We start from the raw sequence: 26,458 nt of genomic DNA, 5'->3' as shown, positions 1-26,458 counted from the left end.
GCGGCCGACACGGGTGGGCGAGGAGAGGACGCCCCCGCCCACCCGTTCGCCCCGCCCACCCGTTCCGCGTCAGCCGAGCTTGTCGGTGAAGCCCGTCGACAGGAACGTCTGGTGGGTGGCCTTGCCCTTGCTGGGCCCGGCCGTCCACGTGAAGGTGTACTCCAGGATCGCGCTGGTCTTCGGGTCGACGATCACCTGGCCGAGACTCCTGGCCTCGGCGAACTCGACTGCCGTACCACCGCGCCCAGTACTGTCCTTGACCTGGCCGAGCAGCTTGACGCCCTTCAGGCCGCCCATCGCCTTGAAGACCCCGGCCCGCAGTTTCGGGCTCGCCGGGGAGTCGGTGAGCAGGGTGACCGCCTGGTCGAAGGGCGAGATACTCTTGGGCCGCGGCGGGGACTGCAGCAGGCCGAGCAACTTCCCCGAATCCGTGGTCAGTTGCTCAAGTCCCTTCCAGTCGAGGTCCTTCGGCCCGACCTGCCAGTCGGGCCGCAGCCCCTTCCGGTACACCTTGCCGCCGTTGACGACGTAGTAGTCCATGGACCGCGAGATGTACGCCGTCCCGACCGTCGTCCGCGTCTTCCAGTACTTCCCCGAGGAAACCGACTGGCCGGCGGCCACCGTGGAGATGTCGTCCAGGAAGACGGACGCGGTGTTCGCACGCGCCTCGCTGTGCGTGCCCGTGCCCGCCGAGGTCGCGCCGCTGTTGGCGTACGTCACCACACCGGTCGCCACCGCGGCCGTGGTCAGCAGCCCGATCAGGGCCCGGCGGCGCCCGAACTGCCGCCCGAGCAACCGCCGTTCCGGCATCGCGACGACAACACCGGTCGCTGCCTCGGTAGTTACGTCCGCCCCAGCGCTGGTCACGCCCGCCCCTTCCGTGGTTACGGCCGCCTCGACCTCCGCCAGCACCCGGGCCAACGCCCGCTCCGACAGCGGCTCGACGTGCCCCGCCGTCGCCAGTTCATCGGCACCGGGGAAGTCCAGCAGTGCGCCTCGCTCATTCATACCGTTCGCCTCCGTGTCGTCGTACGTGGTCATGCGAGGTCTCCCGTCGCGGTCAGGTTCCGGCCCGCCGGGCGGGACGGCGTGAGGCGGTCGCGCAGTCGGCCGCGGGCCCGGTGCAGCCGCGAACGGGCGGTGCCCGCCGGGATGCCCACCACGGCGGCGGCCTCGGTCGGGGTGAGCTGCTCCCAGCTGATCAGGAGCAGCAACTCCCGTTCCTCCGGCGGCAGTTCGGCGAGTGCCCGGCGTAGCGCGGGGGCCATCGCGGCGGCGTCCAGCCGCTGGTCCACGACCTGCCAGGGGTCGGTGACATCCGGTCCCGGTGCGGGCTCCCGCCGTCCCGCCCGCCGCAGTTGCTGGGCGAGCACGTTGTGGGCCACCCCGAACAGCCAGCCCCGCGCCGAACCCCGCGCCGGGTCGAACGTGCGCCGGGCGGCGAACGCCTGCAGCCAGGTCTCGGCCAGCAGATCCTCCGACGCGGCGGGCATACGCCGGGCGAAGTAGCCGTGCAGGGCGGAGGAATGCGTCTTCACGAGGTGGGTGAAGGCCGCCGGGTCGCCCTGCGCGGACCGCGTCAACTGGGCTTCGCTGTCGCCGAGTTCGCCGTCGGCGCGGTGAGGTTCGCCGGCGCGGTGGCGGCTCGCGCCGCGGCGCCGGTTGCCCGGTTCATCCGGTTTCACCGAGTCTCCGTTTCCGACCGCCGGACGACGGTCTCAACCAGTACTTGTCATCGGACTCCAAGAGCGTTCGCGCGTTCGCACGCCCATCCACACCCCTCCACACCCCTCCACACCCATCCACACCAATATGCAACCCTCATTGTGAGAGTTGACTTGCATAAAGAGAGCCCACCCCCTACCTTAATGAGAGCCAGCTCTCAGCAAGCGAGAACAAGCGACAAGGACTCCTCACCATGACCACCCCTGCCTCCACCCCCGCCCCCGCTCGCACCGTCGCCCTCCCCGGCGGACTCACCGTCACCATCCAGGAGTTCGGCGAGAACACCGAGGGCACCGGCGTACTGGTACTCCACGGCGGCGCGGGCCCGCGCACGGTCGCCGGCATCTCCTCCGCCCTCTCCGAGCACGTGTACGTCGTCACACCGACCCACCCCGGTTTCGACGGCACGCCCCGCCCGGAACGCTTCGACACGGTCGCCGACCTGGCCATCGCCTACCTCGACCTGCTCGACACGCTGGACCTCAAGGGCGTCATGGTGATCGGCAACTCGGTCGGCGGCTGGATCGCGGCAGAGATGGCCCTCCGCGACAACCACGGCCGCATCGGCGCCCTGACCCTCCTGAACGCGGTCGGCATCCACGCCCACATGGTCGAGAACCGCGTCGTCGACCCGCGCACCATGGCCCCCTCCGACGTCAGCCAACTCTCCTTCGCCAAGGCCGAGTTCCGCCCCGACTTCGCCTCCTTCACCGACGAACAGCGAGCCGCGGCCGGCGCCAACCAGAAGACCCTCGCGGTCTACGGCGGCGACCACTTCACCTACGACCCGAAACTCCGCGCCCGCCTCCACCGAGTCACGGTCCCGGTCCTGGTCGTCTGGGGCGAGGAGGACGGCATAGCCCCCCTCAAGTACGGCCGCGGCTACGCCGACTCCTTCCCCAACGGCCACTTCGCCCCCATCCCGGACGCGGCCCACTTCCCGCAGATCGAGGCGCTGGGGGCGACGCTGGGGGCGATCGGCGACTTCGTGAGCACGGTGGTGAAGCCGGGGGAGACGGACTGAGGTTGCTTCAGTCCCCATGTACGGCCAGGGCCCAGGTCAGTGACCTGGGCCCTGGCCGTACATGGTGATGGGCGCCGAGCCGTGTGGAGCCCGCAGGGATACACGAGTTCGGAGAGGAACCCCGCGCGCTACCCAGACCCGACCGGGCGCACCCGAGGGAAGCGTCCTCCCGGTGACGAACAGCTCGCACCCCGCACGCTCAAACCGCACCCGCCCGTCGAACGCCGAGCCGGCGTGGGTGCAGACCCCCAGTCCCGCCCGGGACGGTCGGAGTGGCCCTGGCCCGGGAGGTCGACCGCGATCACATGGAAGCGTTCGGCGAGGCGGGGCATCGCCTTGTGCCAGGCCCACCAGTTCTGCGGGAAGCCGGCGAGCAGGACGATCGTGGGGACGCTCGGGCTGCCGCCCTCCACTGCGTGCAGGCGGATTCCGTCCGCGTCTACCCAACGGTGGGTGAAGCCGGGGAGGTCGCGCAGCGGCAGGCCGGTGACAGAGGCGGGGTTCTCCTCGGGTGAGCCGGTCGGGGTGATGTCGGCTTCGGTCATGTATCCAGGCTAGCCCATCTTGAACCATTCAGTTCAGGATAAGATGGGCTGGATCGAGGACAGGGTGCGTGCGGATGGCCGGGAAGAAGCAGTTCGACGTGGATGTCGCGCTCGATGCGGCGATGATCCAGTTCTGGCGGGACGGGTACGCCGACACCTCGCTCGACGACCTCTCCAACGCGACCGGTTTGAACCGGAGTTCCCTCTACTCCTCGTTCGGCGACAAGGAGTCGCTCTATCTGCGTTGCCTCGACCGGTACGCCCTCCGGTACGGGGAGAGGTACGAGCAGGCGCTCACTTCCAGTTCCTCCGGCTCCTCCAGTGGGTCCGGGGAACCGCTGTCGGCGATCCGGGCGTTCTTCCAGGTCACCCTGCACCGCATCGCCGACCCCGCCGTACCGGACGGCTGTCTGGTCGCCCAGACCGCGATGGCGACGCCCGTCCTCAGCCCCGCCATCGCCGCGCGCGCGATCGAAGCCGTAGGGCTGCAGCGCGCGCGGCTCCAAACCGCCCTGCGCGGCGCGGAGTTGAGCGAAGGTGACGCCGAGGACCACGCCACGCACATCACGGCGGTCAATCAGTCGCTGGCCGTGATGAGCAGGGCCGGGGCGAGCGGGAAGCAGCTCGGCGCGATCGTCGACATCAGCATGAGCGCGCTCGCGCAGGCTCTGCGCGGCCGGGGTTAGAGCGCACGCTCAGTGCACGTCCCCGGCCGGTATCAGCGGAACGCGTCCACATTCCGCGCTGCCCAGTCCGCGAACGGGCGCGGGGCGCGGCCGAGGACCCGTTCGACGTCCGGGCTGATGCGCCGTTCGGCCGGGCTGGGGGAACCGAGGATGGTCAGGGTGTCCTCGGCGAGTTCCGCCGGCATGCTCTGGGACATCGCGGCCTTGGCCTCCTCGCGGGTGAGGTCGTGGAACCGTACCGGCGAACCCAGCGCGGCGGCGATGGCCTCCGCCTGCCCGCGCGGGGTGATCACCTCCGGGCCAGTCAACTCGTAGACGGCGCTGGCGTGTTGGTGGTCCACCAGGCAGGCCGCCGCGACCTCGGCGATGTCCGCCGGGTCGACGATCGGCACGCCGATGTCGCCGAAGGGCGCGGCTGCGACCCCTTGTGCGCGGATGGACTCGGCCCACCACAGGGCGTTGGAGGCGAAGCCGCCCGGCCGCAGGATCGCCCACTCCAGGCCGGACTCCCGCAGCACGTCCTCCAGCGCGCGCATCGCGATCCGCGTCGCACCGAACGGCCTGGTCGACACGCCCTGGGTGGAGAGCAGGACGACCCTGCGGACCCCGGCCGCCTCGGCTACGGCGATGATGTCGGCCGGGTTGGCCCCGGTGGCGTGCAGGTCGCCGGAGAGCAGCAGGAACAGTGCCTTCGCTCCGGCCAACGCGGGCTTGAGGCCTGCCGGTTCGGCGAGATCGGCGACCACATGACGGACGCCGTCCGGCACCGACACCTTCGCCGTCGGCGCCATCGGCGCGTGCCGCGACACCGCCGTCACCTGCTGCCCCGCCTCGGCCAACGCCCGCGTCAACGGCCGGCCGATGTTCCCGGTCGCCCCGGTCACCACGATCATGTTCAGCTCCCTTGCAGCCTGTACTTCTACGGCCTTCACGCTAGGAGCCCGGCTAACTTTCGGTAAGGACATACCCAGAGGTAAGCTCATAACATGACGGAAGGCGTGCAGGAGAGAAGCGTCGAGCCGACTCCGCGGTATGAGGTGTTTCACACCGACTGCCTCGCCCGCGACATGGTCGACCACGTGACCAGCAGATGGGGCGTCTGGGTGCTGATCTCCCTGCGCGACAACAGCCTCCGCTTCTACGAACTCCGCGAGAGCATCCAGGGCATCAGCGAGAAGATGCTCGCCCAGACCCTCCGCACCCTGGTCCAGGACGGCCTGCTCTGGCGCGAGGTCGAACCGACGACCCCGCCCCAAGTCACATACGGGCTGACCGAGTTCGGCCGGGACGTCGGCGAACCGCTGTCGGACCTGTTCGACCGGATCACGCGGCGGCTGTCGGCGGGCGACGCGGGCTAGCGAACCCCAGCCCAGCGCCAGCACCTAGGTGCAGCGCCTAGGTGCCTTCGAGCGGTAGGCGGTCGCGGTAGTACTCCGATTCCAACCACTCCTCCTTCACCAGGAGCGGGCGCGACAGCCGTACGTCCCCGACCTGCTGCGACCGCAGAAGCAGCCCCAGATCCGTCAAGGAGAGGGAGCCGTCGGTGGTGTACAGCAGACAACTCCCGTACTCGACCGCGTAGTCGAGAAGGAACTGGTGCGCCTGTTCGGGATCGCGGCCGGCCAGTGGCGTGCCCACGAGCGACACCTGTGGGCCAGTGACCGCGTCCAGCGCGACGCACGCCAGCCTGCCCGCGTCGTAGAACACCTTCACCCCGTCGGCGAAGTCCTCCTGCGCGTAAGGACCGCCCACTCGTTCACGCGGCCCAGGAACCTGGAGCGCGTCGGCGACCTCGGCCGGGCTCATTCCCAACCGCAGTGGCCCCAGGCCGACTTCGGGAAGCAACTCCCAGTGCTCCCGCTCCTCGCTCGCACTCACCTTGCCCACTCCTCACCTCAACCGACCGTCCCGTATCCGTTCCCGCACTCACCGCCCCACCCCCGGCAACACCTCCGCATACGGCCAGATCGCACCGGGTTGACCGATCCGGACGACATCGCCTGGCTCGCACCGAAGATCACACCGCATCCGTGGAAGTGCTTCGACCAGCCGCTGCGGCTCCACGACGAGGCGGGGGTGCGGGCGCTTCCACAGTCCCAGATCGTATGCACATCGACGCTGCCGTACCGCGATCCCGCGGACCTCGAACCGGCGCGCGCCGCCGGGCGGTTGTGGGACATCGACACCGGTCACGATCTGATGGTCAGCGAGCCGCAGGCCGTCGCCGGGTTCCTGGAGCTGGTGGCCGCTGCGACGGCGGCGGGATGACGGCCACCTGACAACCGGCTCACAGAATCGGCTGACAGTCAGTCACATTACCGAAACGTAACCTACCGACGGGTATCACGAGTAACTTACCCGCAGGTAAGTTCCAGCCGAACCATTCTCCGGACGGCCGCTCCACAGGAGGTTCGCCATGCCCGCACGCATGCCCGCACGCAAACGAGACCTGCTCGCCGCCGCGATCACCGCCGCCGCCTGTCTCACCACCCAGGCCCTCGCCCTCACGACCGCCGGCCCCGCCACCGCCGCGGACGAGGTCGTCTCCAGAGGCGTCACCATCCCCGAGTTCTACAACCCGCCCACCACCCTGCCCGCCGCCGACGGCGCCCTCGTCCGCAGCGAGCCCCTCCCCCTCGCCCTGAGCCTGCCCGGCCTCGACGGCAGCACCCTGCCAGGCACCGCGACCCGCCTGATGTACAAGTCCACCGACTCGAACGGGCAGCCCGTCGCCGTCACCGGTGCCTACATCGAACCGTCCGCCGACTGGTCCGGCGCCGGTCCGCGCCCCCTCGTCGCCGTCGCCCCCGGCACCCTGGGGCAGGGCGACCAGTGCTCGGCGTCCATGGGGCTGGAGCACCCGCTGTCCCTCAACAGCCAGACGGTTTCGGTGGGTTACGAGGATCTGGCGGTCTACCGGCTCCTCGCCGAGGGCGTCGCCGTCGTCGTCACCGACTACGTCGGACTGGGTGCCACCGACCGGCTGCACACCTACGTCAACCGGATCGACGAGGCGCACGCGGTGCTGGACGCCGTGCGCGCCGCGCGTTCGGTCGCCGGGGCATCGGTCTCCACCCGGTCACCGGTCGGGCTCTACGGCTACAGCCAGGGCGGCGGAGCGACCGCGGCCGCCGCCGAACTCCAGTCCTCCTACGCCCCGGACGTCACCCTCGCCGGGACGTACGCCGGTGCCCCGCCCGCCAACCTGACCTCCGTCACCAAGGCCATCGACGGCAGCGAACTCGCGGGCGCGCTCGGCTGGTCGCTCAACGGGTTCCTGCAGTCCGACCCGGAACTGAAACCCCTCGCGGAGGCGCATCTCAACGATGCCGGGAAGGCCGCGCTCACCGACCTGTCGACGATGTGCGTCGCGGACGCGCTGCTCGGCTACGGCTATACGCGGAGCAGCAGTTGGACCACCGACGGGTCGTCCGTCAGCGACATCATCGCCTCGACTCCCGCGCTCCAGAAGTTCCTTGACGAGCAGCGCATCGGCAGGCTGAAACCGTCCGGGCCCGTCCGCCTCGCCACCGGCGTCAGCGACAACCTCGTCCCGCACGCGCAGGCCCGCCAACTCGCCCTCGACTGGTGTGCGTTGGGCGGTGACGTCACGTACAAGCCCGTCGTCCTGCCCAGTGTCGGCAGCGCGCTCCTCAACCACTTCGCGCCCCTCCTCACCGACCAGGGCGACGCGATCTCCTGGCTCACCGACCGCCTCGCGGGCAGGTCCACCGCCTCCAACTGCTGGACCATGCCGGTGCAGCCCTGACCGCCCTGATCGCCCTGCCCCTTCGCCCCCGCTTTCGGGAGGGGTTTCCGCCGGGGTCATCTCACCGCTCCGCCATTTCCTTCGCGATGTTGTGTACGACCACGGTCGCGAACACCGCCGCGCTGTCGCACAGTTGCCTGGTCGGCTCCGGGGCGTAGACGTTCAGCTGGAGGATCTCGACGGTGCGCTGGCCGACGGAGTCCGTGTAGGTGCGGTGCGGGGTCCGTACGGTGCAGCTGTCGTCCTCTTCCTCGTTAGGTTGGTAGTAGCTCTTGGTGCCGGCGACGTTCACCAGTGTTCCGTCGTCGCCGTCCAGCGAGTTGGACCGGGTGAACTGGATCTCCACCTCGCGGTCTCCGTCGCCGTCGCTGGACCAGTCGCAGTTCCAGGAGCCGAACCCGCTGTCCTCGTTGTCGAACTGGACGCCGGGTAGTCGCTTGAGTTCGTCGGCGTCGAGCAGCGAGCAGGCATTCAGGCCGGCCAGGGACTTCGCGGCGGGCGCCGACGTACGCCTGGGCACCGGGCCGTGGGCCAGCACGCTGACCACGTGATCCGTGGCGGCGTCGGCCATCTGGCACGGGTCGGGCGACGTCTTCGCGTCGAACTGCTGCCCGATGACGCGGATCTGCCTGCCGTCGAGGGTCAGGACGGCCCGTTCGCAGAACACCCCGTCCCGCTTGATCGTCACGCGTGTGAGGAGGCCGTCGGCGACCAGATCGGTGCCCTCGATGTGGTCGAACCTGTCCCGGTCGGAGTCGAGGTTGACCTGCACGCCGGCGTTGTCGTCACCGCTGTTGTTGAGCACGATGACGTCGCACCGGTCGAGCTCGCCGTAGTCCGGGTCCAGCACCGTGTCGCCGAAGCGGCTCAGCGAGGCGGCGTCGATCAGCCCGCAGGGGTCCGCCGTACGCTCGTCGCCGATGGTTCCCGCCCGCGTCGAGGCGGAGGGCTTCGCGTCGGTCCGGGCGGTGTCCTTGCCGTCCGTGCCCTTGGAGTCCCAGGGGGCGAAGAACACGAGCCCGGCCGCGAGCGCGCCGGTCGTGACCACCGCCGCAGCCGTGATCGCCAGGGCGCGCGGGCTGCGCGTCGGGACCGTGACGGCGTCCCGGGTACGGCGCAGGGCCTGGCCCAGCCGGAGGGTCGGGGAGGTGAGAGCGATGGTGCCGCGGTCGATGCGGTCCTGGACGTCCGCGGGCGGCGGGGTGGCGTGCCGAAGCAGCTTGAGCGCCTGCGCGGCGTCGGGTCTGTTCCGGGGTTCCACCTCCAGCAACTCGGCGAGCGGCTCGGTCAGTTGACCGGCCCGGCTCGTGGGCTCGACGCGTCCCTCGACGGCCCGGGCCAGATACGTCATCAGGTGCTCGGCCTCGCCGTACGGCGACTGCCCCTCGACCGCCGTGAACAGCGAGGCGCCCAGGGAGAACACGTCCGCCTTCTGGCCGACCGGCTGCCCCTTGGCCACCTCGGGGGCCAGATACCGGGGTTTGCCGCGCACGCTGCCCGTGGCGCTCTGGGTGACGTCGTTCCACAGGGCCCGGGAGATCCCGAAGTCGGTGAGTCTGGCGACGCCTTCGTCGGTGACGAGGATGTTCTCCGGGGTCACGTCGCCGTGCACCACGCCCGCGCGATGCGACTTCACCAGCGCGTCCGCGATCTGGCAGCCGATCGACCCGGCCTCCTCGGGCGCCAACGGGCCACGCTCCGCCATGAGTTGGGCGAGGCTGCGGGAGGGGACGTACTCCATGACGATCCAGCAGGTGGTGCCCTCGTCGACGAAGTCGAAGACGGCCACGATGTTCGGATGGTGCAGCCGACCCGCGTTGCGCGCCTCGCCCATGAGCCGTCGGGTGGCCCGATCGTCGTCCAGGCGTGCGCACTTGACCGCGACCCAGCGCTGCAGCCGCTCGTCCCACGCCCGCCATACGACGCCCATGCCGCCGGTGCCGATGGGCTCGTGCAGGAGATACCGGCCGTCGATCCTGTCCCCGGCCGCTGGTGTCACCGGCACCGTTCCACCCCTCGATCACGGTTCTGACGGGTAACGGAGTGTACAGATCCGGCACTTCAGGCAACACACCTCCTCTCACCCCACCCTCAGCCGCCGCAGCCTGCTCGGCGCGACCGCCCTCGGCGCGGTCGCCCTGGCCGCCGGACAGACCCGGGCCGCAGCCTCAACCCGGGCCGCCGTCACGGAACTCCGCGAACGGGCCGTCGTCGTCGGCACCGGTTTCGGCGGCGGGGTCACCGCGTTACGGCTGGCCCAAGCCGGCGTCTCCACCCTGGTGCTGGAGCGCGGAAAGCGCTGGCCGACCGGCCCGGACGCGACGACGTTCTGCCGCTTCGCGAACATGGACAACCGTTCCGCCTGGCTCACCGACCACGCCATCGTCGGCGGCGGCACCCAGACCTGGACCCCCTACACGGGCGTGCTCGAAGCCGTCGTGGGAAACGGCATGACCGCCATGTGCGGAGCGGCCGTCGGCGGCGGATCGATCATGTACCACGGCATGACCCTGCAACCGACGAAGGCCGACTTCGCGACCTCCATCCCGCAGGCGGCCGGCCTCTACGACGACCTCAGCCTCTGGGCCTACCCGACCGTCTCCCGGATGCTGGGCATCTCCACCATCCCCTACGACGTGCTCGCCTCCGACCCCTACAAGTCGTCCCGGCTCTTCCAGGACATCGCGCCGAAGGCGGGCCTGACCCCGTTCGAGGTGCCGCTGCCCATCGACTGGGCCTGTGTCCGGGGCGAGTTGGAGGGTCTGTACGACCCGACGTACACCACCAGCGACATCGCCTTCGGCGTCAACAACGGCGGCAAGCACTCCATCGACGTCACCTATCTCGCGCAGGCGGAGTCGACCGGACTGGTGCGGGTGGCGCCCCTCCACATCGTGCGCGACCTCGCGATGGACGCGAACAAGAAGTGGGTGCTGTCCGTCGACCGCATCGACACCGCGGGCACCGTCCAGGAGCAGATCTGGATCACCGCCGACGCCGTGTTCCTCAACGCCGGTTCACCCGGCACCACCCGTCTCCTGGTCAAGTCCCGTGCCAAGAACCTGGTTCCGGACCTGCCAGACGCCATCGGCACCGGCTGGGGCAACAACGGCGACCGCATCTGGGCCTGGATCAACCCGACCGGCGACGCCGGCACCCAGCAGGGCGGCCCGGCCTGCGTCGGCGGCCGGGACCCAAGCAGCGCGATCCCGCTCACGGTCGTGCACGCCGGATCACCCATACAGCAGACGGGAGTCACGGCCCTCACCGTCGTCGGCTTCGGCATCGTCGACGGCGCGGGCACCTGGGCCTACGACGCCACCACCGACGACGCGGTCCTCACCTGGCCGACGGACGCGGACGCCGAGTTGCAGACGCTGATCGCCGGCAAGATGCAGGACATCGCCAGCGCGGGCGGCGGCCTCATGATCGACACCAACGCCCAAGCCCCGTCCACCTGGCACTCGTTGGGCGGCGTCCCGTTCGGCGACGCCGTCGACCTCACCGGCCGCGTCCTGGGCCACAAGGGCCTCTACGTCCTGGACGGCGCCCGCGTCCCGGGCTCCACCGGCGCCTGCAACCCGTCCATGACGATCGCCGCGCTCGCGGAACACAGCATGCGGACGATCGTGCAGCAGGACCTCGGGCGGGTCTTCTGACCAACCCGCGCTACGGCACCCAGGTCACCGGAAGTTCCCGCAGCCCGTACACGATGTTGTCCTGGTTGTAGGTGAGTTGGTCCGCTGGGACGGCGAGGCGCAGACCGGGCAGGCGTCGTAGCAGCGTGGTGAGGATGATCTGGAGTTCCACGCGGGCCAGGGTCTGGCCCAGGCACTGGTGGATGCCGTAGCCGAAGGCGACATGGCGGCGGGCGTCGCGGGTGAGGTCGAAGTCGGCGCCGGACGCGAAGAGTAGCTCGTCGCGGTTGGCGGTGGAGAGCATGCAGATCACGCCCTCGCCCGCCGGGATCGTCACCTCGCCCACCCGCACGGTCTCGGTCGCCGCCCGGCCGAGACCGAGATGGATGATCGTGAGGTGGCGCAGGAGTTCCTCTACGGCACCTCGCACCAACTCCGGTTGTTCGCGCAGGAGTTCTGCCTGCTCGGGACGGCGCAGCAGGGCGAGCACACTGACGGCCGTCATGTTCGCGGTGGACTCGTGCCCGGTGACCAGGAGCAGGAAGCCGAGTGACGCGGTCTCCTGGTCGGTCAGGTCCTCGCGGGCGGCGAGCCGGCTGAGGATGTCGTCACCGGGTTCGCGACGCTTGCGTTCCGCCAACTCAGCCAGGTAACCCATGAGTTGGGCGTGCGCCCACTCCGCCTCCGGGCGGGTGGTGCGGTTGTCGAGGAGGGTACGGCTGAGCGACTGGAACAGGTCGTGGTCCTCGTACGGCACCCCGAGCATCAGGCAGATGACCAGCGACGGGACCGGCAGCGCGAAGTCCGCCACCAGGTCGGCCGAGGTGCGGCCCTCGGTCATGCGGTCCACGGCCCGGTCGACGATGTCCTGGATGCCCGGGCGCAGTTCCTCGATGCGCTTGACCAGGAAGTCCTTGGTGACCATCCGGCGCAGGCGGGCGTGCTCGGGGTCGTCCATGCGGATGAAACTCGGCTTGGCGGTGGCCAGTTCACGCTGCCCGGCGGACAGGAACGGGAACCCCGGAGTGCGCGCGTCCGCGCTGAAGCGGGCGTCGGCCAGCACGGCCCGTACCTCGTCGTACCCGGTGACCAGCCAGCACGCGGTGCCGTCCGGCAGCACGGCACGGGTGACGGCGGCCTCGCGGGCGGCGGCGGTGTAGGCGGGAGGCGGGGAGAAAGGACAACTGCCGTAGGGGGCCGGGAGGTTGAGGGCGGGGGCGGTGAGGGTGAGGGCGGTCATGGGTGGGCTGTCTCCTCGTGGTCGACGAGCGTGATGGCCCCGCTGGGGCACAGGTCGGCGGCGAAGCGCACCTCGTCGGCGTACCGCGCGTCCGGCTCCGTTACGAGCAGGGCGACCCGGCCGTCCGACTCGTCCTGCTCGAACACCTCGGGCGCGACGCCGACGCACTGACCCGCGCTGCAACAGCGGTCCCGGTCCAGGAGCACGGTGAGCGAGGGCTGCCGGTCGGAGGGGGTGCGGAGGGTGTTGAGCGTCGTGCACATGGTGGCGGTCTGGCCGGCCAGGACCAGGAGTTCGACGAGCTGCTCGGGGGTGTGGACGCGGGCGAGACGGTCCCAAAGGCCCTCGGGGATGGCGGAGTTGACGGCCAGGAGGTCGGCCGCCTCCAGGAGGGCACGGTCCTCCGGCTGCCAGGGGTGGACGGCCAGGTCGGCCGCCGTCGCCTCGATTTCGGCGGCCGTCAGTCCGGCGTCCTCGGCCCGGGTGCGGTGCCGACCGTGGACGTAGGGCGCGTCCAACCGGTGGGCCACCCGCAGGACGATCAACTCCCGGCTGCGGTGGCCGAGGGTGCCCTCGTGGGTGAGGACGCGGGCGAGGGAGAGCCAGGCGTGCGCGAGGACCGGGTGGTGGGCGAGGGTGCCGAACAGGTTCTCCCGGCCGGGGCCGTCCTGCCGGGAGCCGGCGAGCAACGACCTCAGGGCCGGGGGCCATTGGGCGGGCGGAAGGGGTGGGACGCGGGGAGTGTGGGGGGTTTTGGGGGTGCGGGTCGTCGTCATGGTGCCTTGTGCCTTCGCGTTCGTACGGTGTCGGGGGCTCGGGAGGTGTCGCGGTTCACCGGCGGCTTTCCCCCAGGGCGTTCACCAGCGGCAGACGACCACTCCCGCGCTGGCCCCGCTCGCGAAGCCGAACATGCCGACCAGGTCGCCGCGTTGGAGGCGGCCGCTGTCGAGAGCGGCGGCGAGCTGGAGGGGGATGGTGTTGGTCGCCACGTTGCCGTGGGTGGGGAAGGTCGCCAGGACGCGGCTCTCGTCCACGCCCACCCAGTCGCAGACGACCTTGGTGAACGGCACCGACGGCTGGTGCACACAGACGACGTCGAGGTCGTCGCCCTGGACGCCCAACTCCCGCAGCGCGCCCCGCACTTTGCCGGGCAGCCCCTGGAACGACCCCACCAACTGGGCGGAGTCGATGCGGAGATGGCCGAGCTCGCGGTGCTGCGCGTACGGGTTGGGCAGCGTCGCCGCGCGCCAGCCCCAGGAGTTGGCGAAGAACCGCGAGCCGAGAATGCCGGGCCGGTCGCCCGCCTCTACCAGCAGGGCCGAGCCCATGTCACCGGTGCTGAGGCTGGGCAGCGCGGTCAACAGGTCGGCGGGGTCGTCCAGTTGCCAGCGGCTCTCCCGGGTGCTGACCTCGGCGGTGGTCACCAGCACCCGCCGGTACTGCCCGCTCCGGATGAACGCGTCGGCCACCTCAAGGGCGTTGAGGACTCCGTTGCAGGCGTTCTTCAGGTCGAACACCGGGCAGCCCAGGCCGAGTTTGTCGGCGACGACATGGGCGGTGGCCGGCTCCTCCATGTCGGCGAGGATGCCGGCGTAGAGAAGCAGGTCGACGGCGCCCGGTTCGGTGCCGGTGTCCTCGAACAGGCGCCGGGCCGCGTGCGCGGCCAGGTCGGAGGGCTGCTCCAGGTCGTCGGCCACGGTGCGCTCGGCCAGCCCGTACATGCGCTGGAGCACCCCGCGCGACAGCGGTACGGCGGGGCTGCCCGCCCGGAAGCGGTCCTCCACCGCGGCCACGCTCTGGCGCCCTTCCGGGATGTGGACGGTGGCGTGAACGATGGTGCTGTGAACGGTCATTGGGCCCTCCTCACTTCAATCCGGTTCAGCCCTCGGGCAGTTGTCGTCAGTCCTCGGCGGTGAGGAGCAGCACCACGTTGTGCCCGCCGAACCCGAAGGAGTGGCTGACGGCGGCCCGGACGCGCTGTTCGCGGGGCTCGCCCGTGACGCAGTCCAGGTCGAAGGGGAGGTTGTCCGGGGTGAGGTTGGCGATCGGCGGGACGGTGCAGCGGTGGACGGTCAGGGCGGTGAGCGCCGCCTCGATGGCGCCGGCCGCCCCGAGGCTGTGCCCGAGAACTCCCTTGGCGGCGGTGACACTTGGCCGGTGCGGCAGCACCCGCGCGATCAACTCCGCCTCGGTCAGGTCGTTGAGCGGTGTCGAGGTCCCGTGCGCGTTGACGTGATCGACGTCCGCCGGGCGCAGCCCCGCCTCCGCGAGCGCCGACCGCAGCGCGGCCTCGGCGTGAACTCCCCCCGGAGCAGGGGCAGTCGGGTGATACGCGTCGGACGACTGACCGGCCCCGGCTAGACGGGCGTACCGGCGCACTCCACGCGCCCGCGCGTCCGCCTCCCGTTCCAGGACGAGGATCGCGGCCCCCTCGGAGATCACGAACCCGTCCCGGTCCGCGGCGAACGGCCGTGAGGCGGCGGCCGGTTCGCCGACCCGGGACGACAGCGCGCCCATCCGCTGGAAGCCGGACGTGATCACCGGGGTGACGGCCGCCTCCGCGCCGCCCGCCACCGCGATGTCGCACAGCCCGGCGAGCAGCAGCCCCCGTGCGACGGCCAGGGCACTGGCCCCGGACGCGCACGCCGTCTCGGTCGCCAGGGACGGCCCATGGGCACTGAGGTCCAACGACACCTCCCCGGCCGCCATGTTGGAGATCAGCATGGGCACGAGCGCGGGCGACACCAGCTCGGGACCGCCCTGGTGGTGGCGGATCGTCTGGTCCTCCAGATGCGCGGCCCCGGCCAGCCCCGAACCGATCACCACGGCGACCCGTGCCCCGTCCCACCCGGCCGGGTCGAGACCGGCGTCGGCGACGGCCTCGCGCGCCGCGAGCACGGCGAGCTGACTGAACCGGCCCATGCGCCAGGCCTTGCCGCCGCCGATCCGCGCCTGCTCCGGGGTCATCAGCGGAATACGGCAGGACAAGTCCACGGCGCAGCCCTTGAGTTCGGGATCCGTGGCACCGGCGGACCGCCCGCTCAGGACCCCCTTCCAGGTCTCCTCGCGGCCGACCCCGGCCGGGGTGATGAGCCCCAGGCCGGTGACGGACACGGGCGCTGACGCCGCCTTCATCGCTCCCGCTTGGCGTTCAGCGCGGCGACGAGCTCACCCACGGTGCTGTTCTTGGCGGCCTCTTCCTCCGCGACCGGAACCCCCAGCTGCTCCTGAAGCGCGAGGGCGAGTTCGGCCAGCGCGAGGGAGTCGAGGTCGAGGCTCTCCAGAGTGGCCTCCGGCCGGATGCTCTCGGCGCTGACCTCGAACTTCTCGGTGAGTACGGCGGTCACGGCGGTCTGGGCGGGGGACATGGGGTTCCTTTCGACGGGGCGGGCGGGGCTTCGGGGTAAGCCGGTTTCCGGAACCGAGTCGTCCGACCTGTTTTTTGCAGGGCGGACGTCGGTGGAGGGGGGTGACGGGGACGCACGGGGACGGGCGGGGTTGGTCTAGGACGAGGTCGGTCTCAGGCGAAGGCGGGTCTGGAGCGGGGTGAGTCTTAGGCGGCGCGGTCTTAGGCGGGGTCGGTCTCAAGCGGGGCGGGTATCAAGCGAGGTCGGTCTCAGGCGAGGCTGGTCTCAGGCGATCCGGGTCCGCAGGGCCGGGTCGGTGGCGGGTGCGGCCCGGTTGGCGGCGGGTGCGGCCGCGGCATCCGCGCCGGATGTGTCGACGTGCGGCACGGTCGGCAGTTCCGGCCACACCAGGGCCGCCGAGCCCCAGGTGAGTCCGGCGCCGAAGGCGGTCAGCAACACCCGTTCCCCGGCGCGGAGTTCACCCCGCGCGGCGGCGTCGGCCAGGGCCAGCGGGATGGACGCGGCGCCGGTGTTGCCGACGCGCGCGATGTTGGTGACATGCCGTTCGCCGGGGACCGGGATGCGGTCGCCGACGGCGGAGAGGATGCGGGCGTTCGCCTGATGGGCGCAGAACCGGTCCACATCCCCGGCCGCCCAGTCCGCGCGCTTGAGCAGGGTGTGGGCGGACTGGGTCATACGGATCACCGCATGCTGGAACACCTCACGCCCCCGCATACGGAAGTAACGGTCGTCCGGGCCGAATTCACCGGGCCGGGAACGCTCCCGCGCACCTCCGCCGGCCACCTGGATCAGCTGGTCACCCGAGCCGTCGCTGCCGAGGTCCAGCGCCAGGACGGCCCCCGGCTCGTCGCGCTCACCGCGCCGTAGGACCACCGCCCCCGCGCCGTCGCCGAACACGATTCCGGCGGAACGATCCTGCGGGTCGAGCAGCGTCGAGTACACCTCGGCCGCGACCAGCAGGACACGGTCGGCGCACCCCAAGGTCAGGGTCCCGACGGCGGCGGCGAGGCCGTAGACGAAACCGCTGCACGCGGCGGAGACGTCCCACGCGGCGATCTCGCCGAGGCCGAGGCGGGTGGTCAGCCGGGGTGCCATGGCGGGCATCGGCCGGTCGGGGGTGGAGGTGGCGACGATCACGGCGTCGACCAGGGGGCCGCCGGCGACCGCGAGCGCGCGGCCGGCCGCCTCCAGCGCGAGGTCGCCGGTGGTCACGCCCGGTGCCGCGCGGCGGCGTTCGCCGATGCCGGTGCGTCGGCGGACCCAGGCGTCGTCGACGTCCCACGCGGCGGGCAGGGCGTGGTTCGGCACCGCGTCCGGGGGGACGAAACCGGCGACGCCCTCAAGGACGGCCGTCTGCGGCGTTCTCAAGAGCGGGGCTGCGCTGGGCAGTCGGAAGGTCACACACGCCTCGATGGGGAAGTGATCTTGGACGAGCGTGCACGACTGTAGAGGGGATCAAGATCGAGGCTGGGGCGTGACGCGATGCGAACACGTGAACAGTTTCGGCCCGTTTTCCGCAAAAGCGCAGCTCAGAGAGCGAAGTGAGGAAACGTTACGTCTGTTACGTGGCTCGCAGATCACCCGAAAGAGGGCGGTTGGAGCGGCCGTTCGACGCACAACCGCCCCCGGGGTCATGTCAGTTCGGGGAAGACGGGCGAACCCGGCGCGCTGCGGAGTGAGTTCGGGGCGTGGGCTGCTGATGCCCCATGCCGGAGAGGAGTTCGAGCTTGCCCTGGCTGACCCACGACGGAACCGAGCCGACGCCGGCTGGGAGAATGAACCCATGAGCATCGTCAAGATCAACGTACTCACCGTCCCCGAAGAGCAGCGCGAGACGCTGGAGAAGCGGTTCGCGAACCGCGCCGGGACGGTGGACGGCTCGGACGGCTTCGAGTGGTTCGAGCTGCTCCGACCCGTCGAGGGCACCGACACCTACCTCGTGTACACGCGCTGGCGCGCCGAGGAGGACTTCCAGAACTGGATGTCGGGGATGGGGCAGGCCGCGCACCGGGGCGGGCCCACGGAGGGTTCCGCACCGGGTGCCCCGCAGGGTGAGCGGCCGAGGCCTGCCGCGACGGACTCGACGCTGTGGACGTTCGAGGTGGTGCAGCAGGCCGGGCCCAAGGAGAGCTAAGCAAGTCGTAACCGGCAAGGCAGCCGCCCTGCCCGCCAAGACTCTCGCCGGTCTCCCTTCACGGGTTCTTCCGCCTCCAGGCATCTGATTGCGACGCGGTCCAACGTCCGCCAGGGTGGCTTTGGTCTTCGAGAACCACAGCCATACCGGCGGCATCTCCCGCTCCTTGGGGAGGTGCTCGACTTTGAGGCGGATCAAAGTGCCCTCACTGATGGGGAGTTCACCGTCGTGTACCAGCCAGGCCGAGCGGTGGGTCAGCCTCGGGTGTAGCCGGTCCTACGCCTCGGCCTGGGCCTTGGCGTAGTTGGTGGTGTCGGTAGCCGTGGTCACGGAGGGTTCGGGCCACATCTCGGAGTTGGCGAAGCGGAACTCCGGCCCGTACTTGGGCGGGCGCCCGCCCTTGGGATCGTAGGCACGAAGTTGCTTCGGCAGGCCCATCACCCGGTCACCGCGGATCCGCCCGACCAAGTCGACGGGAAGAGCCCGCAGCATCAAGGCCAGGCGGGTGACGCCTGCACGTCCGGCGAATCCCCAGGTGGATGACCTCGCTCGGGGAGCAGTTCGAAAAGAGCGCCGTACTCTCTCTGCGTGCCTTCACTCCTGGACCTTCTGCAGTCCCTTGAAGAACAGCCTGCCGAAGGAGTCATCTACGCTGCCAAGCCCTGGACGGCTGCCTCAGACGCTGTCTTCGCAGCGTTCGACGTCCCGCCGCACGGCCTGGCCTACCTACTCGAAGTCGAACTGGCCCAAGACGTCCTCGACGTGTGGTCGTCCTGGCGGCACGGGGCCGCGCCCAGCCCCTTGGAGAAATGCCAGGCAGTCATCCATTACGCCGTGCACGACGCGTACCTGGATCCGCCTCACTGAACACCACCACACACCAACAGCGGCTTCGGCTGTCGTAGATAAAGAACAAGGTCAGTGGCTGGCACGAATCATCACGGTGAGGACCGGGGAGGCTGGTGACGGCTGGCTCTGCCCGATGTCCTCGTACCCCCACGACTCATAAAGCGCGTGGACTTTTCCGTCCCCAGCCGCCGAGTTGACCATGAGCGTGACGTACGGCTCCTCGCGTGCGGCGAGGAATGCATCGTGGATACGGCGGGCAGTGCCAGTCTTGCGCCAAGCAGGCCGGACGCCGATCTCCTTGAGGGCTACGGCCGGGCGCTCGGTGTACTTCTCGGCCGGCGTCGGGCTGGTGCGCTGCCAGTACCGGTCCCCGTGCTCGATGGTGTTGCCGTAGACGTAGCCGACCGGATGGCCGTCCGCGTACGCGAGGACGGCCACGAACCCCGGCTCGGTGCCGTGCCGGTCCAGGCGTTCGCCGAACGCGGTGACCGTGTAATTCGGCAGGTGGAGCAGTGGGGCGCGCACCTCGGCGTACACGTCGAGGAGGTCTCCGCGGACGGTGTCGAGGGTGGTGAAGGTGCGCAGTTCGATGGCGGGCGCCGTGGTCATGCGGCCATCCTCCAGGTGGCGGCGTGCTCGGTCCACGTCTGCACGGTGGTACTGCCTGGCGCAGTGGCGCGCAGTGCTGCGCCGAACTCTTGGAGCATGCGCGTTACTCGGGCGTGCTGGGTGGCGGCCTCGGTGGGGACCTTCATCGCGGTTGCGGTCGCGGCTTCGGGGGCACCTTGGGCGAGTTGCGCGTGTGCGAGGCGGGTCGTAGTGATGGCCCTGGACCGGGCCATGTGGGGCCGGAGCGCGGACAGGCAGCGGTGGGCGTGGAACTCGGCGGTCGGGTAGTCGCCGAGTGCCAGGTACGCGGACAGGGCCAAGTGATCCAGCTCGGCCTGGTCGTAGAAGGCGAGCATCCACACCGGGCGGTAGTCGGCGGGGTCGGCGCGCAGCATGGCGTCCTGGGCCTGCTCGAACGCACGGCGGGTGCCGGTGTGGTCCTGTGCTGCGCCGTGGATGGCGCCCTGTCGGGCCAGGCCGAGGGACGCGAACAGGGGGTCGCGGCGGGTGAGGTGGAGGTTGCGGGCGACGTCGTTGGCGGCGAACGCGTCGGCGGGGCGGCCCATGTGCCGGTACATGGTGCCCGCGTGGCTCCAGATGCGGAACTTGATCGCCTGGTCTCCGGACATCTCGGCGAGTGCCTGCGCCTCGCGCATGTGCGCCTTGGCGTCGTCGTAGCGGCGGCCGTCGATGGCGGCCCACATCGCCGAGGAGCGGAAGGCGGCTGCGGAGGCGTAGAGGTTGCTGCGTACGCGCTGGGTGGCGCTGCCGGCGTTCTGGAGGTTGAGCGCTTCGTCGGCGAGTGCGGCGGCCCGGTGTTCGATGCCGAGTTGGCCGCCGTGGCGGTGGTCGCTGGCGATGAGTTCGGCTAAGCGCTTATGCAGGCGGTCGACGTCGCTCATGCCGATACGGCGGGGGGAGGTAGTGCCGGGCGCGGCTGCTGCGGCGGCAGCCGCCGCGATGCCGCCGACGAGGGTACGGCGCTTCATGTCGGGGTCCTCCTGCTGCGGTGGGGCTGGGGTGGGCCGAGCCCGGCCCCATGGCACGAACCCTAGAGCGACGGCGGGCAGACCGCTGACGTCCTCAAGTGCCTTACGGGTAGCCGACTTTGGCCACTTGACCCGGCCCGCTTTCCAGGCCCGGACCGACGAGCCGTCGAGGCCGCCAGGTCTCCCGGTCAGTCGCTCTAAAGCCCTGTTCACCGTGTCGGCAAGGCTGTTGGAGCTGTGGCCGTGCTCGGCCATCCACGCCTCCAGGACGGTGTTGCGCGTGGTGTCCATGTCCGCACGGTAGCTCTCACATCCCTGCACCCGCCAGGTAAACGGAAGGTCAAATCGCCCTAGGCGGCTGCGTCAGGAGACCAGCTGATCGCCCTAACCAACCTGCTGTGAAAGGGAGTTGTGTTGTTGCTGGTTGCCCGTCACCCATGTGCGGGCGGCTGTTGACCGGCCCGGGCCGCCCCTGACACCTGCCAAGGGGGCGAGCCGGGCGCCGAGACAACACGAAGGCCCCACGCCCAATGACGAGTCTCAGTACGCCAGTTCAGGCCGCCCCCACCGGCCACCCCGCCTACAGCCAGACCTTCCCGTGCGAGCCGTCCACGGCCGAGATCGGCCGCAAGCTCGTCCGTGACGCCCTCGGCGTCTGGCACCTCGACGACCTCGCCGACCGTGCCGCGCTGATCATCTCGGAACTGATCGCGAACGCCGTCAGGCATACCTCGTGCCACTCGATCCGCCTGATGGTCGGGCGGCCGAGCGCGGAACGGATACGGGTGGGGGTGGTGGACCGGGCACCTTCGCGCCTGCCTGTTCTCGGTCCTCCGGGTGACGGAGACGAGTCAGGGCGTGGCCTGCTCCTCATCAACGCCGTCGCCGACCGCTGGGGCTACGACCTGCACGGCTCGGGCAAGCGCCCGTGGGGCAAGGAGGTCTGGGCCGAACTCCTAATCGAGGGCGACGAATGAGCACCCCGGCCGCAATGACCTCACCTCTTCCGGATGTCGCCTACCTCCGGCCCCGACGGCAGATGGCGATGGATTGCGCCCACTGTGCCCGATATCTGGGCGCGAGCGGCCGGATCCTGGGCGACGTGCGCCATCTGGGCCTGCCGTTCCGGCTCTGGGTCTGCGCACCCGACTGCCAGCCGGTCGGCTGACCGAACTCCCGCTTCCGGTCGTGCCGTTCTACGCCGTGCGGCCGGAGGCGGGCGCCACCACAACACCACAACCACTTAAGGGAGTTGGCATGACGCGCAGCACCGTAGTACCGAGCACCACCCTGGTGAACCAGCAGGCCCCCGCGGCAACAGACGGGTTCGACCTCGACGTCTCCCTCGTCGAGATCGCCGACCCGGCGGGCCTGGTCAACCTGACCGACGACAACTGCGGCTCCACCTGCGGCGCCTGCACCACCAACGTCGCCTGAGCCAAGGCTTCGGGCCTCTCCGGTCTGGTGCCGTCGCGCTCTACGGCGTGACGGCACCGCCCGTCCGTCCCTCGCCCAAGGAGGTAGTGGTGGCTGCTCCGCCCTCAGCGTTCCGAACCGGCACGACCGCTCTCGTACGAGCCGTTGCCCGGCCAGTGTTGCCGTGCCGGCGGTTGCCTGACCTCGACGATCCCTCGTCCAACGCATCAGTCGCCAGCATCTCGTGGCTACGCACGGTCTGGTCCGACGACGACGTCGTTGAAGCCCTGCACCATGCCAGCCCAGCTCTGGCTGTACAAGTACGGAGCTTATGCACCTCTGAGAAACCGTCCTCGCGCGACGTGCGGCGTACGGCGCTGTCCGTGGCCCGCTATCTGCTGCGGTCCGAGCATCGGGCAACACCTTTCGGCTTGTTCGCCGGCGTGGCCACCGCCGCGTTCGGTGCGCAGGCGCATGCCGGTTGGGGCGTGGAGCACCTGGCCGTCGGCCGCGCCGGGGCGGAATGGCTGGACGCCGTGATCGAGCAGTTGGAGTCGTGCCCAGACCTTCTCGAACGACTACCCGTCGTCGTCAATAACACCGTGACGAGCCGAGGAGACCGGCTCATCGTGCCGTTCCAGCCCGATGTCCAGGACGACCGGACGCGCGCGGTCGAGGCGTCCTTGGCACTGACAGACCCTGTGCGTACGGTCCTTGCCGCGACGCGGGCGCCGATCCGCTTCGGCGCGCTCCTGGACAAGCTCCGATCGGAGTTCCCGGAGGCCGGGCACGTGAAGTCGCGTGCTCTGCTCAGGGAGTTGATCCGGCGCCGGGTGCTGATCACGAGTCTGCACGCACCGAGCACCGAGACCGACGTACTCGGGTATCTGCTTGCCCAGCTCGACGCGATCGACGCCGCAACCCTCGCCCCGGTCGCGGAGACAGTGCGCGAGCTGCGCGCTGTCCACGAGGGTTTGGGGGAGTGCGCCACGCGAGGTGGCCGAGGCAGTGTCGCGGCGCGGATGCGGGGACTCGTGCCCGGGCTGCGTCGTCACCCCGTTGCGCTCGACCTGCGGCTGGACGCGCAGATCGTTCTGCCGGACGCCGTAGCCCGAGAGGTCGAGCGCGCCGCCCTCATTCTGACCCGGGTGAGTACCCGCCCGTACGGGACCGCCGCGTGGAACGCGTACCACCAGCGGTTCTACGAGCGGTACGGCATCGGCACGATGGTGCCGCTCAGAGAGGCCGTGGCGGACAGCGGCACCGGCTATCCCGACGGCTACCCAGGCACTCTGGCTGGCGCGCGTCGGCCTCGCGTCTCCGCCCGCGATGACGTTCTCCTACGGCTCGCGCAGGCCGCCGCGCTCGATGGCCGCGACGAGGTACTCCTCACCGACGAGCTGATCGCGGCCCTGGACGTGGGGCCCGAAGAGCCCCGGCTGCCATCGCATTTGGAGATCAGCGTGCGGGTGCACGCGGCCAGCCTGCGGGAGTTGCAGCGCGGGAGGTTCCGGCTGGAGGTCGTGAGCGTGTCCCGTGGCGTCGGCGTCTCTACAGGCCGGTTCCTCAGCGTGCTGGCCCCCGGCGACCGTCAGGCCCTGGCCGCAGAGCTTGCCGATCTCCCGGCCGCGGACGGCAATACCGTGCCCGCGCAGCTCTCCTTCCCACCGCTGCTCCCCGAGAGCGCCCACGTCACCCGCGCCCCGCAGATCCTGCCCACCGTGATCAGCCTCCAAGAACACCGTGCTCCCGGCGACGATGTCCTCACGCCCGAGGACCTGGCGGTGGGGTGTGACGGCCGCCTTATGTACCTCGCCGCCCCCGAGCGCGGCCAGCGCATCGAGGCCGTCGGGATGCACGCGCTGAACCTCCGCACGCACACTCCGCCCCTGGCGCGGTTCCTCACCGAGCTGTCCCGCGCCCAGTGCGCGCAGGTCACCATGTTCGACTGGGGAGCCGCAGCGGCGATGCCGTTCTTGCCGCGTCTGCGGTACGGACGCACGGTGCTGGCCCCGGCCCGTTGGCGACTGGAAGCACCATCACTGCCCAGCCGTACACGCCCTCGGGCCGAGTGGGACGCCGTGCTCACCGACTGGCGGGCCCAACGGCGGCTGCCTCGGCGGGTCTTCCTCGTTGAGGACGACCGACGGCTGTTCCTCGACCTCGACCAGACCGGCCACCAGACGCTGCTCCGCCAGCATCTCGACCGTACGAACTTGGCCGTGCTCGTCGAAGCCCCGGAATCCGATGCATTTGGTTGGTGTGCTGGCCGTGCCCACGAGGTAGTGGTGCCTCTCAAGGCAGCCCGGCCGACAACGTGGCCACCCCTGCCCACTCCCACCCAAGCCCGCGCCCTCTCACCGGCCCAGATCCAGACACCAGCCGCCTCGTCAGTGCTCCTGGCCACCCTGTACGGAGACCCACGCCGCCAAGACACCCTGCTCTCCCGCCACTTGCCCGAACTCCTCGAACAACTCGGCTCCCCTCCATGGTGGTTCATCCGCTTCCGGGATCCCGAACAGCACTTACGCCTGCGCATCGCACTCCCCACTCCGGAGGCATTCGGCGAGACGGCCCGAACGGTGAGCGCATGGGCCGACGAACTGCGCGGCGCTGGCCTGCTTGCCGACCTGCGTTACCCAACTTCCTATAGGGAGATGGGCCGTTGGGGCTCCGGTGCCGCATGGGACGCGGCCGAGGAAGTCTTCCGGGCGGACTCGTACGCAGTCCTGGCCCAGCTCTCCCAACCACGGCGTCCACACGAGCGCGCGCTGGTGGCCGCACACTCCGTCGCCATCGCCTCCGCGTTCCTCGGCAGCACGCAAGCCGGGATGCGCTGGTTGATCGACCACATCCCGCCCAGAGCCCCCGCGCCAGTACCTCGCCCGCAGTTCGCCGACGCCGTACGTCTCGCCGATCCTCGCGACAACTGGGCGACCCTGCGTGCAGCCCCCGGAGGAACAGCCATCGTGTCGGCGTGGGCCGACCGCGACGCAGCACTCGCCGCCTGCCGACCGCACCTGCCTGGCCCGGACACCAAAGGCATCGCCGTCGACGACGTCCTGACCTCCCTGCTGCACGTCCACTTCGTGCGGCACATCGCGGTGAACTTCCCCGAGGAAGAGGTCTGCCTCTATCTCGCCCGCGCCGCAGCCCTGGCCTGGACAGTACGCGCCACCGGGAGGACAGCGTGACCACCCACATGGCGCTCGACCTGGCAGCAGCCGTCGCCGACCAACTGGCCAACCCGCACACGGCACGCCTTGGGCCGGCGATCTCCCATAGGCAGAACCTTGCCTACGGCCTTCCCGGCATCGCGCTCCTGCACATCGAGCGGGCCGCAGCCGGACTGGGCTCCTGGCAGCGCGCTCACGACTGGCTCGCCGCCGCCTCCCGTGAACCGTTCACCAGCGGCCCCGACAGCCACCCCTTCTACGGTGCACCCGCCTTCGCCCACGCCCTGGCCCGCGCCGCCGATCATCTACCCGGTGCCTATCAGCGCGCCCTCGACACCCTCGACCACCAGATGACCACCGACGTGAACCTTCGCCTCGACGCCGCACACCGCCGAATTGACTCCGAACTCCCGCCGGCGATCGCAGAGTTCGACACCATCCGTGGCCTGACCGGCTACGGCGCCTACCTACTGCGCCGCAATCCCGGCGCCACCGGTCTCCGCGCCGTACTCGACTACTGCGTACGCCTCACCCAACCGATCACGCACGACAATGAGTTCCTCCCGGGCTGGTGGACAGCCACAGGCCCCTCAGGCAGACCGGACGACCGTTTCCCCGGCGGGCACGCCAACAACGGCATGGCACACGGCATCGGAGGCGTGCTCGCGCTGCTGGCACTCGCCGTCCGGCAGGGCCCCCTCGTCAACGGCCACACCGAAGCACTGGGACGGATCCTGGCCTGGCTGGACCGCTGGCGAGAGGACACCGGCCGAGGGGCGACGTGGCCGTACTGGATCACCCGAAGTGAGCTGAGCGCAGGCCGACTTAGTCCGTCCGTACTCCGGCGGCCGTCATGGTGCTACGGCACCGCCGGTCTCGCCCGCGCCCAGCAACTTGCCGCGCTCGCCCTCGGCGACGCCGGGCGCCAGGTCGACGCGGAGAACGCGCTCGTGGCCGCCCTCACCGACCTCGACCAGCTGAAGGCCACGACGGACAACGGCCTGTGCCACGGGTTCGCGGGCCTCGCCCACATCGCCGCCCGCGCGGCCGACGACGCCCATCCCTCGACCGTCGGACGGCTCCGCGCTGCAATCCCCGTGCTCCTAGATGCAGTTCACCCGCCGACAACAGACCCCGCACACGGGGCCTCGACGCTGATACGGGACGAGTCGCGAGGCCCCGGTTTCCTCGACGGCGCCGCAGGCATCGCCCTGGCAGTCCTCGCCCCCAGCACCACTAGACCACCCCAATCTGCCTGGGACGCCTGCCTGCTGATCGCCTGAACTCATC

The 26,458-nt window shown here is 70.4% G+C and carries 27 protein-coding genes and 1 pseudogene; 13 read left to right on the top strand and 15 right to left on the bottom strand.

Features of this window, described 5'->3' with window-relative positions; all coding sequences use genetic code 11:
- Positions 1-69: 69 nt before the first annotated feature.
- Positions 70-1,041 carry a hypothetical protein gene (locus ACGFY9_RS01715; protein WP_393750887.1) on the bottom strand — a complete coding sequence of 324 codons (972 nt, stop codon included), beginning with the start codon at positions 1,039-1,041 and terminating at the stop codon, positions 70-72.
- A complete protein-coding gene (locus tag ACGFY9_RS01710) occupies positions 1,038-1,685 on the bottom strand; it encodes an RNA polymerase sigma factor (protein WP_393750885.1) in 648 nt (215 codons plus the stop codon). The genes ACGFY9_RS01715 and ACGFY9_RS01710 overlap by 4 nt, the downstream gene beginning before the upstream one ends.
- A gap of 233 nt (positions 1,686-1,918) precedes the next feature.
- On the opposite strand from ACGFY9_RS01710, the gene ACGFY9_RS01705 reads away from it, so the two are divergent.
- Complete coding sequence (locus tag ACGFY9_RS01705) at positions 1,919-2,749, top strand: alpha/beta fold hydrolase (RefSeq protein WP_393750883.1); 831 nt, start codon at positions 1,919-1,921, stop codon at positions 2,747-2,749.
- 260 nt (positions 2,750-3,009) lie between these two features.
- Here ACGFY9_RS01705 and ACGFY9_RS01700 read toward each other — a convergent pair.
- Positions 3,010-3,294, bottom strand: a pseudogene (locus ACGFY9_RS01700) (alpha/beta fold hydrolase); the annotation flags it as partial.
- A 74-nt stretch (positions 3,295-3,368) separates the two neighbouring features.
- Here ACGFY9_RS01700 and ACGFY9_RS01695 point away from each other — a divergent pair.
- Positions 3,369-3,980: a TetR/AcrR family transcriptional regulator gene (locus ACGFY9_RS01695; RefSeq protein ID WP_393750881.1), complete on the top strand. Its 612-nt coding sequence runs from the start codon at positions 3,369-3,371 to the stop codon at positions 3,978-3,980.
- A gap of 32 nt (positions 3,981-4,012) precedes the next feature.
- Here the strand turns inward: ACGFY9_RS01695 and ACGFY9_RS01690 are convergent, their stop codons facing one another.
- A complete protein-coding gene (locus ACGFY9_RS01690) occupies positions 4,013-4,873 on the bottom strand; it encodes an SDR family oxidoreductase (RefSeq protein ID WP_393750879.1) in 861 nt (286 codons plus the stop codon).
- Positions 4,874-4,966: 93 nt separating this feature from the next.
- Between ACGFY9_RS01690 and ACGFY9_RS01685 the strand changes: the two genes are divergently transcribed.
- On the top strand, positions 4,967-5,338 hold the full coding sequence (locus tag ACGFY9_RS01685) for a winged helix-turn-helix transcriptional regulator (RefSeq protein ID WP_393750877.1): 372 nt from the start codon (positions 4,967-4,969) through the stop codon (positions 5,336-5,338).
- Positions 5,339-5,375: 37 nt separating this feature from the next.
- Here ACGFY9_RS01685 and ACGFY9_RS01680 read toward each other — a convergent pair whose 3' ends face one another.
- Positions 5,376-5,858 (bottom strand): hypothetical protein, encoded by a 483-nt coding sequence (locus ACGFY9_RS01680; protein WP_393750875.1) that lies wholly within the window; start codon positions 5,856-5,858, stop codon positions 5,376-5,378.
- Between the two features lie 99 nt (positions 5,859-5,957).
- Here ACGFY9_RS01680 and ACGFY9_RS01675 point away from each other — a divergent pair, with 99 nt between their 5' ends.
- Complete coding sequence (locus ACGFY9_RS01675) at positions 5,958-6,248, top strand: hypothetical protein (RefSeq protein WP_393750873.1); 291 nt, start codon at positions 5,958-5,960, stop codon at positions 6,246-6,248.
- A 160-nt stretch (positions 6,249-6,408) separates the two neighbouring features.
- Positions 6,409-7,749, top strand: coding sequence for a lipase family protein (locus tag ACGFY9_RS01670; protein WP_393751755.1), 1,341 nt, complete (start codon positions 6,409-6,411; stop codon positions 7,747-7,749).
- A 61-nt stretch (positions 7,750-7,810) separates the two neighbouring features.
- Here ACGFY9_RS01670 and ACGFY9_RS01665 read toward each other — a convergent pair whose 3' ends face one another.
- A complete protein-coding gene (locus tag ACGFY9_RS01665; RefSeq protein ID WP_393750871.1) occupies positions 7,811-9,754 on the bottom strand; it encodes a protein kinase in 1,944 nt (647 codons plus the stop codon).
- Between the two features lie 274 nt (positions 9,755-10,028).
- Here ACGFY9_RS01665 and ACGFY9_RS01660 point away from each other — a divergent pair, with 274 nt between their 5' ends.
- Positions 10,029-11,408, top strand: a complete 1,380-nt coding sequence (locus ACGFY9_RS01660; RefSeq protein ID WP_393750869.1) for a GMC oxidoreductase — start codon at positions 10,029-10,031, stop codon at positions 11,406-11,408.
- A 10-nt stretch (positions 11,409-11,418) separates the two neighbouring features.
- On the opposite strand, the gene ACGFY9_RS01655 is transcribed toward ACGFY9_RS01660, so the two are convergent.
- The 6 genes from ACGFY9_RS01655 to ACGFY9_RS01630 all read right to left on the bottom strand — a co-directional run bounded on the left by ACGFY9_RS01655 (position 11,419) and on the right by ACGFY9_RS01630 (position 17,396).
- Positions 11,419-12,627 carry a cytochrome P450 gene (locus tag ACGFY9_RS01655; RefSeq protein ID WP_393750867.1) on the bottom strand — a complete coding sequence of 403 codons (1,209 nt, stop codon included), beginning with the start codon at positions 12,625-12,627 and terminating at the stop codon, positions 11,419-11,421.
- Positions 12,624-13,403 (bottom strand): ferredoxin, encoded by a 780-nt coding sequence (locus ACGFY9_RS01650; RefSeq protein ID WP_393750865.1) that lies wholly within the window; start codon positions 13,401-13,403, stop codon positions 12,624-12,626. Before ACGFY9_RS01650 ends, ACGFY9_RS01655 begins: the two co-directional genes overlap by 4 nt.
- Positions 13,404-13,484: 81 nt before the next feature.
- A complete protein-coding gene (locus ACGFY9_RS01645; protein ID WP_393750863.1) occupies positions 13,485-14,480 on the bottom strand; it encodes a 3-oxoacyl-ACP synthase III family protein in 996 nt (331 codons plus the stop codon).
- Between the two features lie 46 nt (positions 14,481-14,526).
- Positions 14,527-15,762, bottom strand: coding sequence for a beta-ketoacyl-[acyl-carrier-protein] synthase family protein (locus ACGFY9_RS01640; RefSeq protein WP_393750861.1), 1,236 nt, complete (start codon positions 15,760-15,762; stop codon positions 14,527-14,529).
- Positions 15,759-15,995 (bottom strand): phosphopantetheine-binding protein, encoded by a 237-nt coding sequence (locus ACGFY9_RS01635; protein ID WP_393750860.1) that lies wholly within the window; start codon positions 15,993-15,995, stop codon positions 15,759-15,761. Before ACGFY9_RS01635 ends, ACGFY9_RS01640 begins: the two co-directional genes overlap by 4 nt.
- A 264-nt stretch (positions 15,996-16,259) precedes the next feature.
- Positions 16,260-17,396 (bottom strand): beta-ketoacyl-ACP synthase 3, encoded by a 1,137-nt coding sequence (locus ACGFY9_RS01630; protein WP_393750859.1) that lies wholly within the window; start codon positions 17,394-17,396, stop codon positions 16,260-16,262.
- A 382-nt stretch (positions 17,397-17,778) separates the two neighbouring features.
- Here ACGFY9_RS01630 and ACGFY9_RS01625 point away from each other — a divergent pair, with 382 nt between their 5' ends.
- Positions 17,779-18,129, top strand: a complete 351-nt coding sequence (locus ACGFY9_RS01625; RefSeq protein ID WP_393750857.1) for an antibiotic biosynthesis monooxygenase family protein — start codon at positions 17,779-17,781, stop codon at positions 18,127-18,129.
- A 276-nt stretch (positions 18,130-18,405) separates the two neighbouring features.
- Here ACGFY9_RS01625 and ACGFY9_RS01620 read toward each other — a convergent pair whose 3' ends face one another.
- On the bottom strand, positions 18,406-18,630 hold the full coding sequence (locus ACGFY9_RS01620; protein WP_393751753.1) for a transposase: 225 nt from the start codon (positions 18,628-18,630) through the stop codon (positions 18,406-18,408).
- An 87-nt stretch (positions 18,631-18,717) separates the two neighbouring features.
- On the opposite strand from ACGFY9_RS01620, the gene ACGFY9_RS01615 reads away from it, so the two are divergent.
- The gene (locus ACGFY9_RS01615) at positions 18,718-18,996 is read left to right on the top strand and encodes a hypothetical protein (RefSeq protein WP_393750855.1); all 279 of its coding nucleotides are present in this window, start codon (positions 18,718-18,720) and stop codon (positions 18,994-18,996) included.
- Between the two features lie 51 nt (positions 18,997-19,047).
- On the opposite strand, the gene ACGFY9_RS01610 is transcribed toward ACGFY9_RS01615, so the two are convergent.
- Both ACGFY9_RS01610 and ACGFY9_RS01605 read right to left on the bottom strand, forming a co-directional pair.
- Positions 19,048-19,587: a GNAT family N-acetyltransferase gene (locus tag ACGFY9_RS01610; protein ID WP_393750853.1), complete on the bottom strand. Its 540-nt coding sequence runs from the start codon at positions 19,585-19,587 to the stop codon at positions 19,048-19,050.
- Positions 19,584-20,867: an XRE family transcriptional regulator gene (locus ACGFY9_RS01605; RefSeq protein WP_393750851.1), complete on the bottom strand. Its 1,284-nt coding sequence runs from the start codon at positions 20,865-20,867 to the stop codon at positions 19,584-19,586. Before ACGFY9_RS01605 ends, ACGFY9_RS01610 begins: the two co-directional genes overlap by 4 nt.
- 239 nt (positions 20,868-21,106) lie before the next feature.
- Between ACGFY9_RS01605 and ACGFY9_RS01600 the strand changes: the two genes are divergently transcribed.
- From ACGFY9_RS01600 to ACGFY9_RS01580, 5 genes are all read left to right on the top strand, one after another.
- Positions 21,107-21,553 (top strand): ATP-binding protein, encoded by a 447-nt coding sequence (locus ACGFY9_RS01600; RefSeq protein ID WP_393750849.1) that lies wholly within the window; start codon positions 21,107-21,109, stop codon positions 21,551-21,553.
- A gap of 14 nt (positions 21,554-21,567) precedes the next feature.
- On the top strand, positions 21,568-21,744 hold the full coding sequence (locus ACGFY9_RS01595) for a hypothetical protein (RefSeq protein WP_393750847.1): 177 nt from the start codon (positions 21,568-21,570) through the stop codon (positions 21,742-21,744).
- Positions 21,745-21,833: 89 nt separating this feature from the next.
- Positions 21,834-22,013: an FxLD family lanthipeptide gene (locus tag ACGFY9_RS01590; protein WP_393750845.1), complete on the top strand. Its 180-nt coding sequence runs from the start codon at positions 21,834-21,836 to the stop codon at positions 22,011-22,013.
- A 218-nt stretch (positions 22,014-22,231) separates the two neighbouring features.
- Positions 22,232-25,186 carry a lantibiotic dehydratase gene (locus ACGFY9_RS01585; RefSeq protein WP_393751751.1) on the top strand — a complete coding sequence of 985 codons (2,955 nt, stop codon included), beginning with the start codon at positions 22,232-22,234 and terminating at the stop codon, positions 25,184-25,186.
- Complete coding sequence (locus ACGFY9_RS01580; protein WP_393750843.1) at positions 25,183-26,451, top strand: lanthionine synthetase C family protein; 1,269 nt, start codon at positions 25,183-25,185, stop codon at positions 26,449-26,451. The genes ACGFY9_RS01585 and ACGFY9_RS01580 overlap by 4 nt, the downstream gene beginning before the upstream one ends.
- Positions 26,452-26,458 lie beyond the last annotated feature (7 nt).

Origin of the sequence: Streptomyces sp. NPDC048504 (genome assembly GCF_043200035.1) — a bacterium.
Lineage (GTDB): Bacteria > Actinomycetota > Actinomycetes > Streptomycetales > Streptomycetaceae > Streptomyces.
The sequence above is the reverse complement of the archived record's forward strand: the minus strand, read 5'-3'. Positions and strand labels throughout refer to the sequence as shown.

Coding starts and splice junctions, on each gene's coding strand:
- ACGFY9_RS01635 (WP_393750860.1), bottom strand. CDS start 15,995: ATGTCCCCCGCCCAGACCGCCGTGACCGCCGTACTCACCGAGAAGTTC.
- ACGFY9_RS01685 (WP_393750877.1), top strand. CDS start 4,967: ATGACGGAAGGCGTGCAGGAGAGAAGCGTCGAGCCGACTCCGCGGTAT.
- ACGFY9_RS01600 (WP_393750849.1), top strand. CDS start 21,107: ATGACGAGTCTCAGTACGCCAGTTCAGGCCGCCCCCACCGGCCACCCC.
- ACGFY9_RS01715 (WP_393750887.1), bottom strand. CDS start 1,041: ATGACCACGTACGACGACACGGAGGCGAACGGTATGAATGAGCGAGGC.
- ACGFY9_RS01705 (WP_393750883.1), top strand. CDS start 1,919: ATGACCACCCCTGCCTCCACCCCCGCCCCCGCTCGCACCGTCGCCCTC.
- ACGFY9_RS01670 (WP_393751755.1), top strand. CDS start 6,409: ATGCCCGCACGCAAACGAGACCTGCTCGCCGCCGCGATCACCGCCGCC.
- ACGFY9_RS01695 (WP_393750881.1), top strand. CDS start 3,369: ATGGCCGGGAAGAAGCAGTTCGACGTGGATGTCGCGCTCGATGCGGCG.
- ACGFY9_RS01625 (WP_393750857.1), top strand. CDS start 17,779: ATGAGCATCGTCAAGATCAACGTACTCACCGTCCCCGAAGAGCAGCGC.
- ACGFY9_RS01690 (WP_393750879.1), bottom strand. CDS start 4,873: ATGATCGTGGTGACCGGGGCGACCGGGAACATCGGCCGGCCGTTGACG.
- ACGFY9_RS01610 (WP_393750853.1), bottom strand. CDS start 19,587: ATGACCACGGCGCCCGCCATCGAACTGCGCACCTTCACCACCCTCGAC.
- ACGFY9_RS01590 (WP_393750845.1), top strand. CDS start 21,834: ATGACGCGCAGCACCGTAGTACCGAGCACCACCCTGGTGAACCAGCAG.
- ACGFY9_RS01650 (WP_393750865.1), bottom strand. CDS start 13,403: ATGACGACGACCCGCACCCCCAAAACCCCCCACACTCCCCGCGTCCCA.
- ACGFY9_RS01645 (WP_393750863.1), bottom strand. CDS start 14,480: ATGACCGTTCACAGCACCATCGTTCACGCCACCGTCCACATCCCGGAA.
- ACGFY9_RS01605 (WP_393750851.1), bottom strand. CDS start 20,867: ATGGACACCACGCGCAACACCGTCCTGGAGGCGTGGATGGCCGAGCAC.
- ACGFY9_RS01655 (WP_393750867.1), bottom strand. CDS start 12,627: ATGACCGCCCTCACCCTCACCGCCCCCGCCCTCAACCTCCCGGCCCCC.
- ACGFY9_RS01595 (WP_393750847.1), top strand. CDS start 21,568: ATGACCTCACCTCTTCCGGATGTCGCCTACCTCCGGCCCCGACGGCAG.
- ACGFY9_RS01640 (WP_393750861.1), bottom strand. CDS start 15,762: ATGAAGGCGGCGTCAGCGCCCGTGTCCGTCACCGGCCTGGGGCTCATC.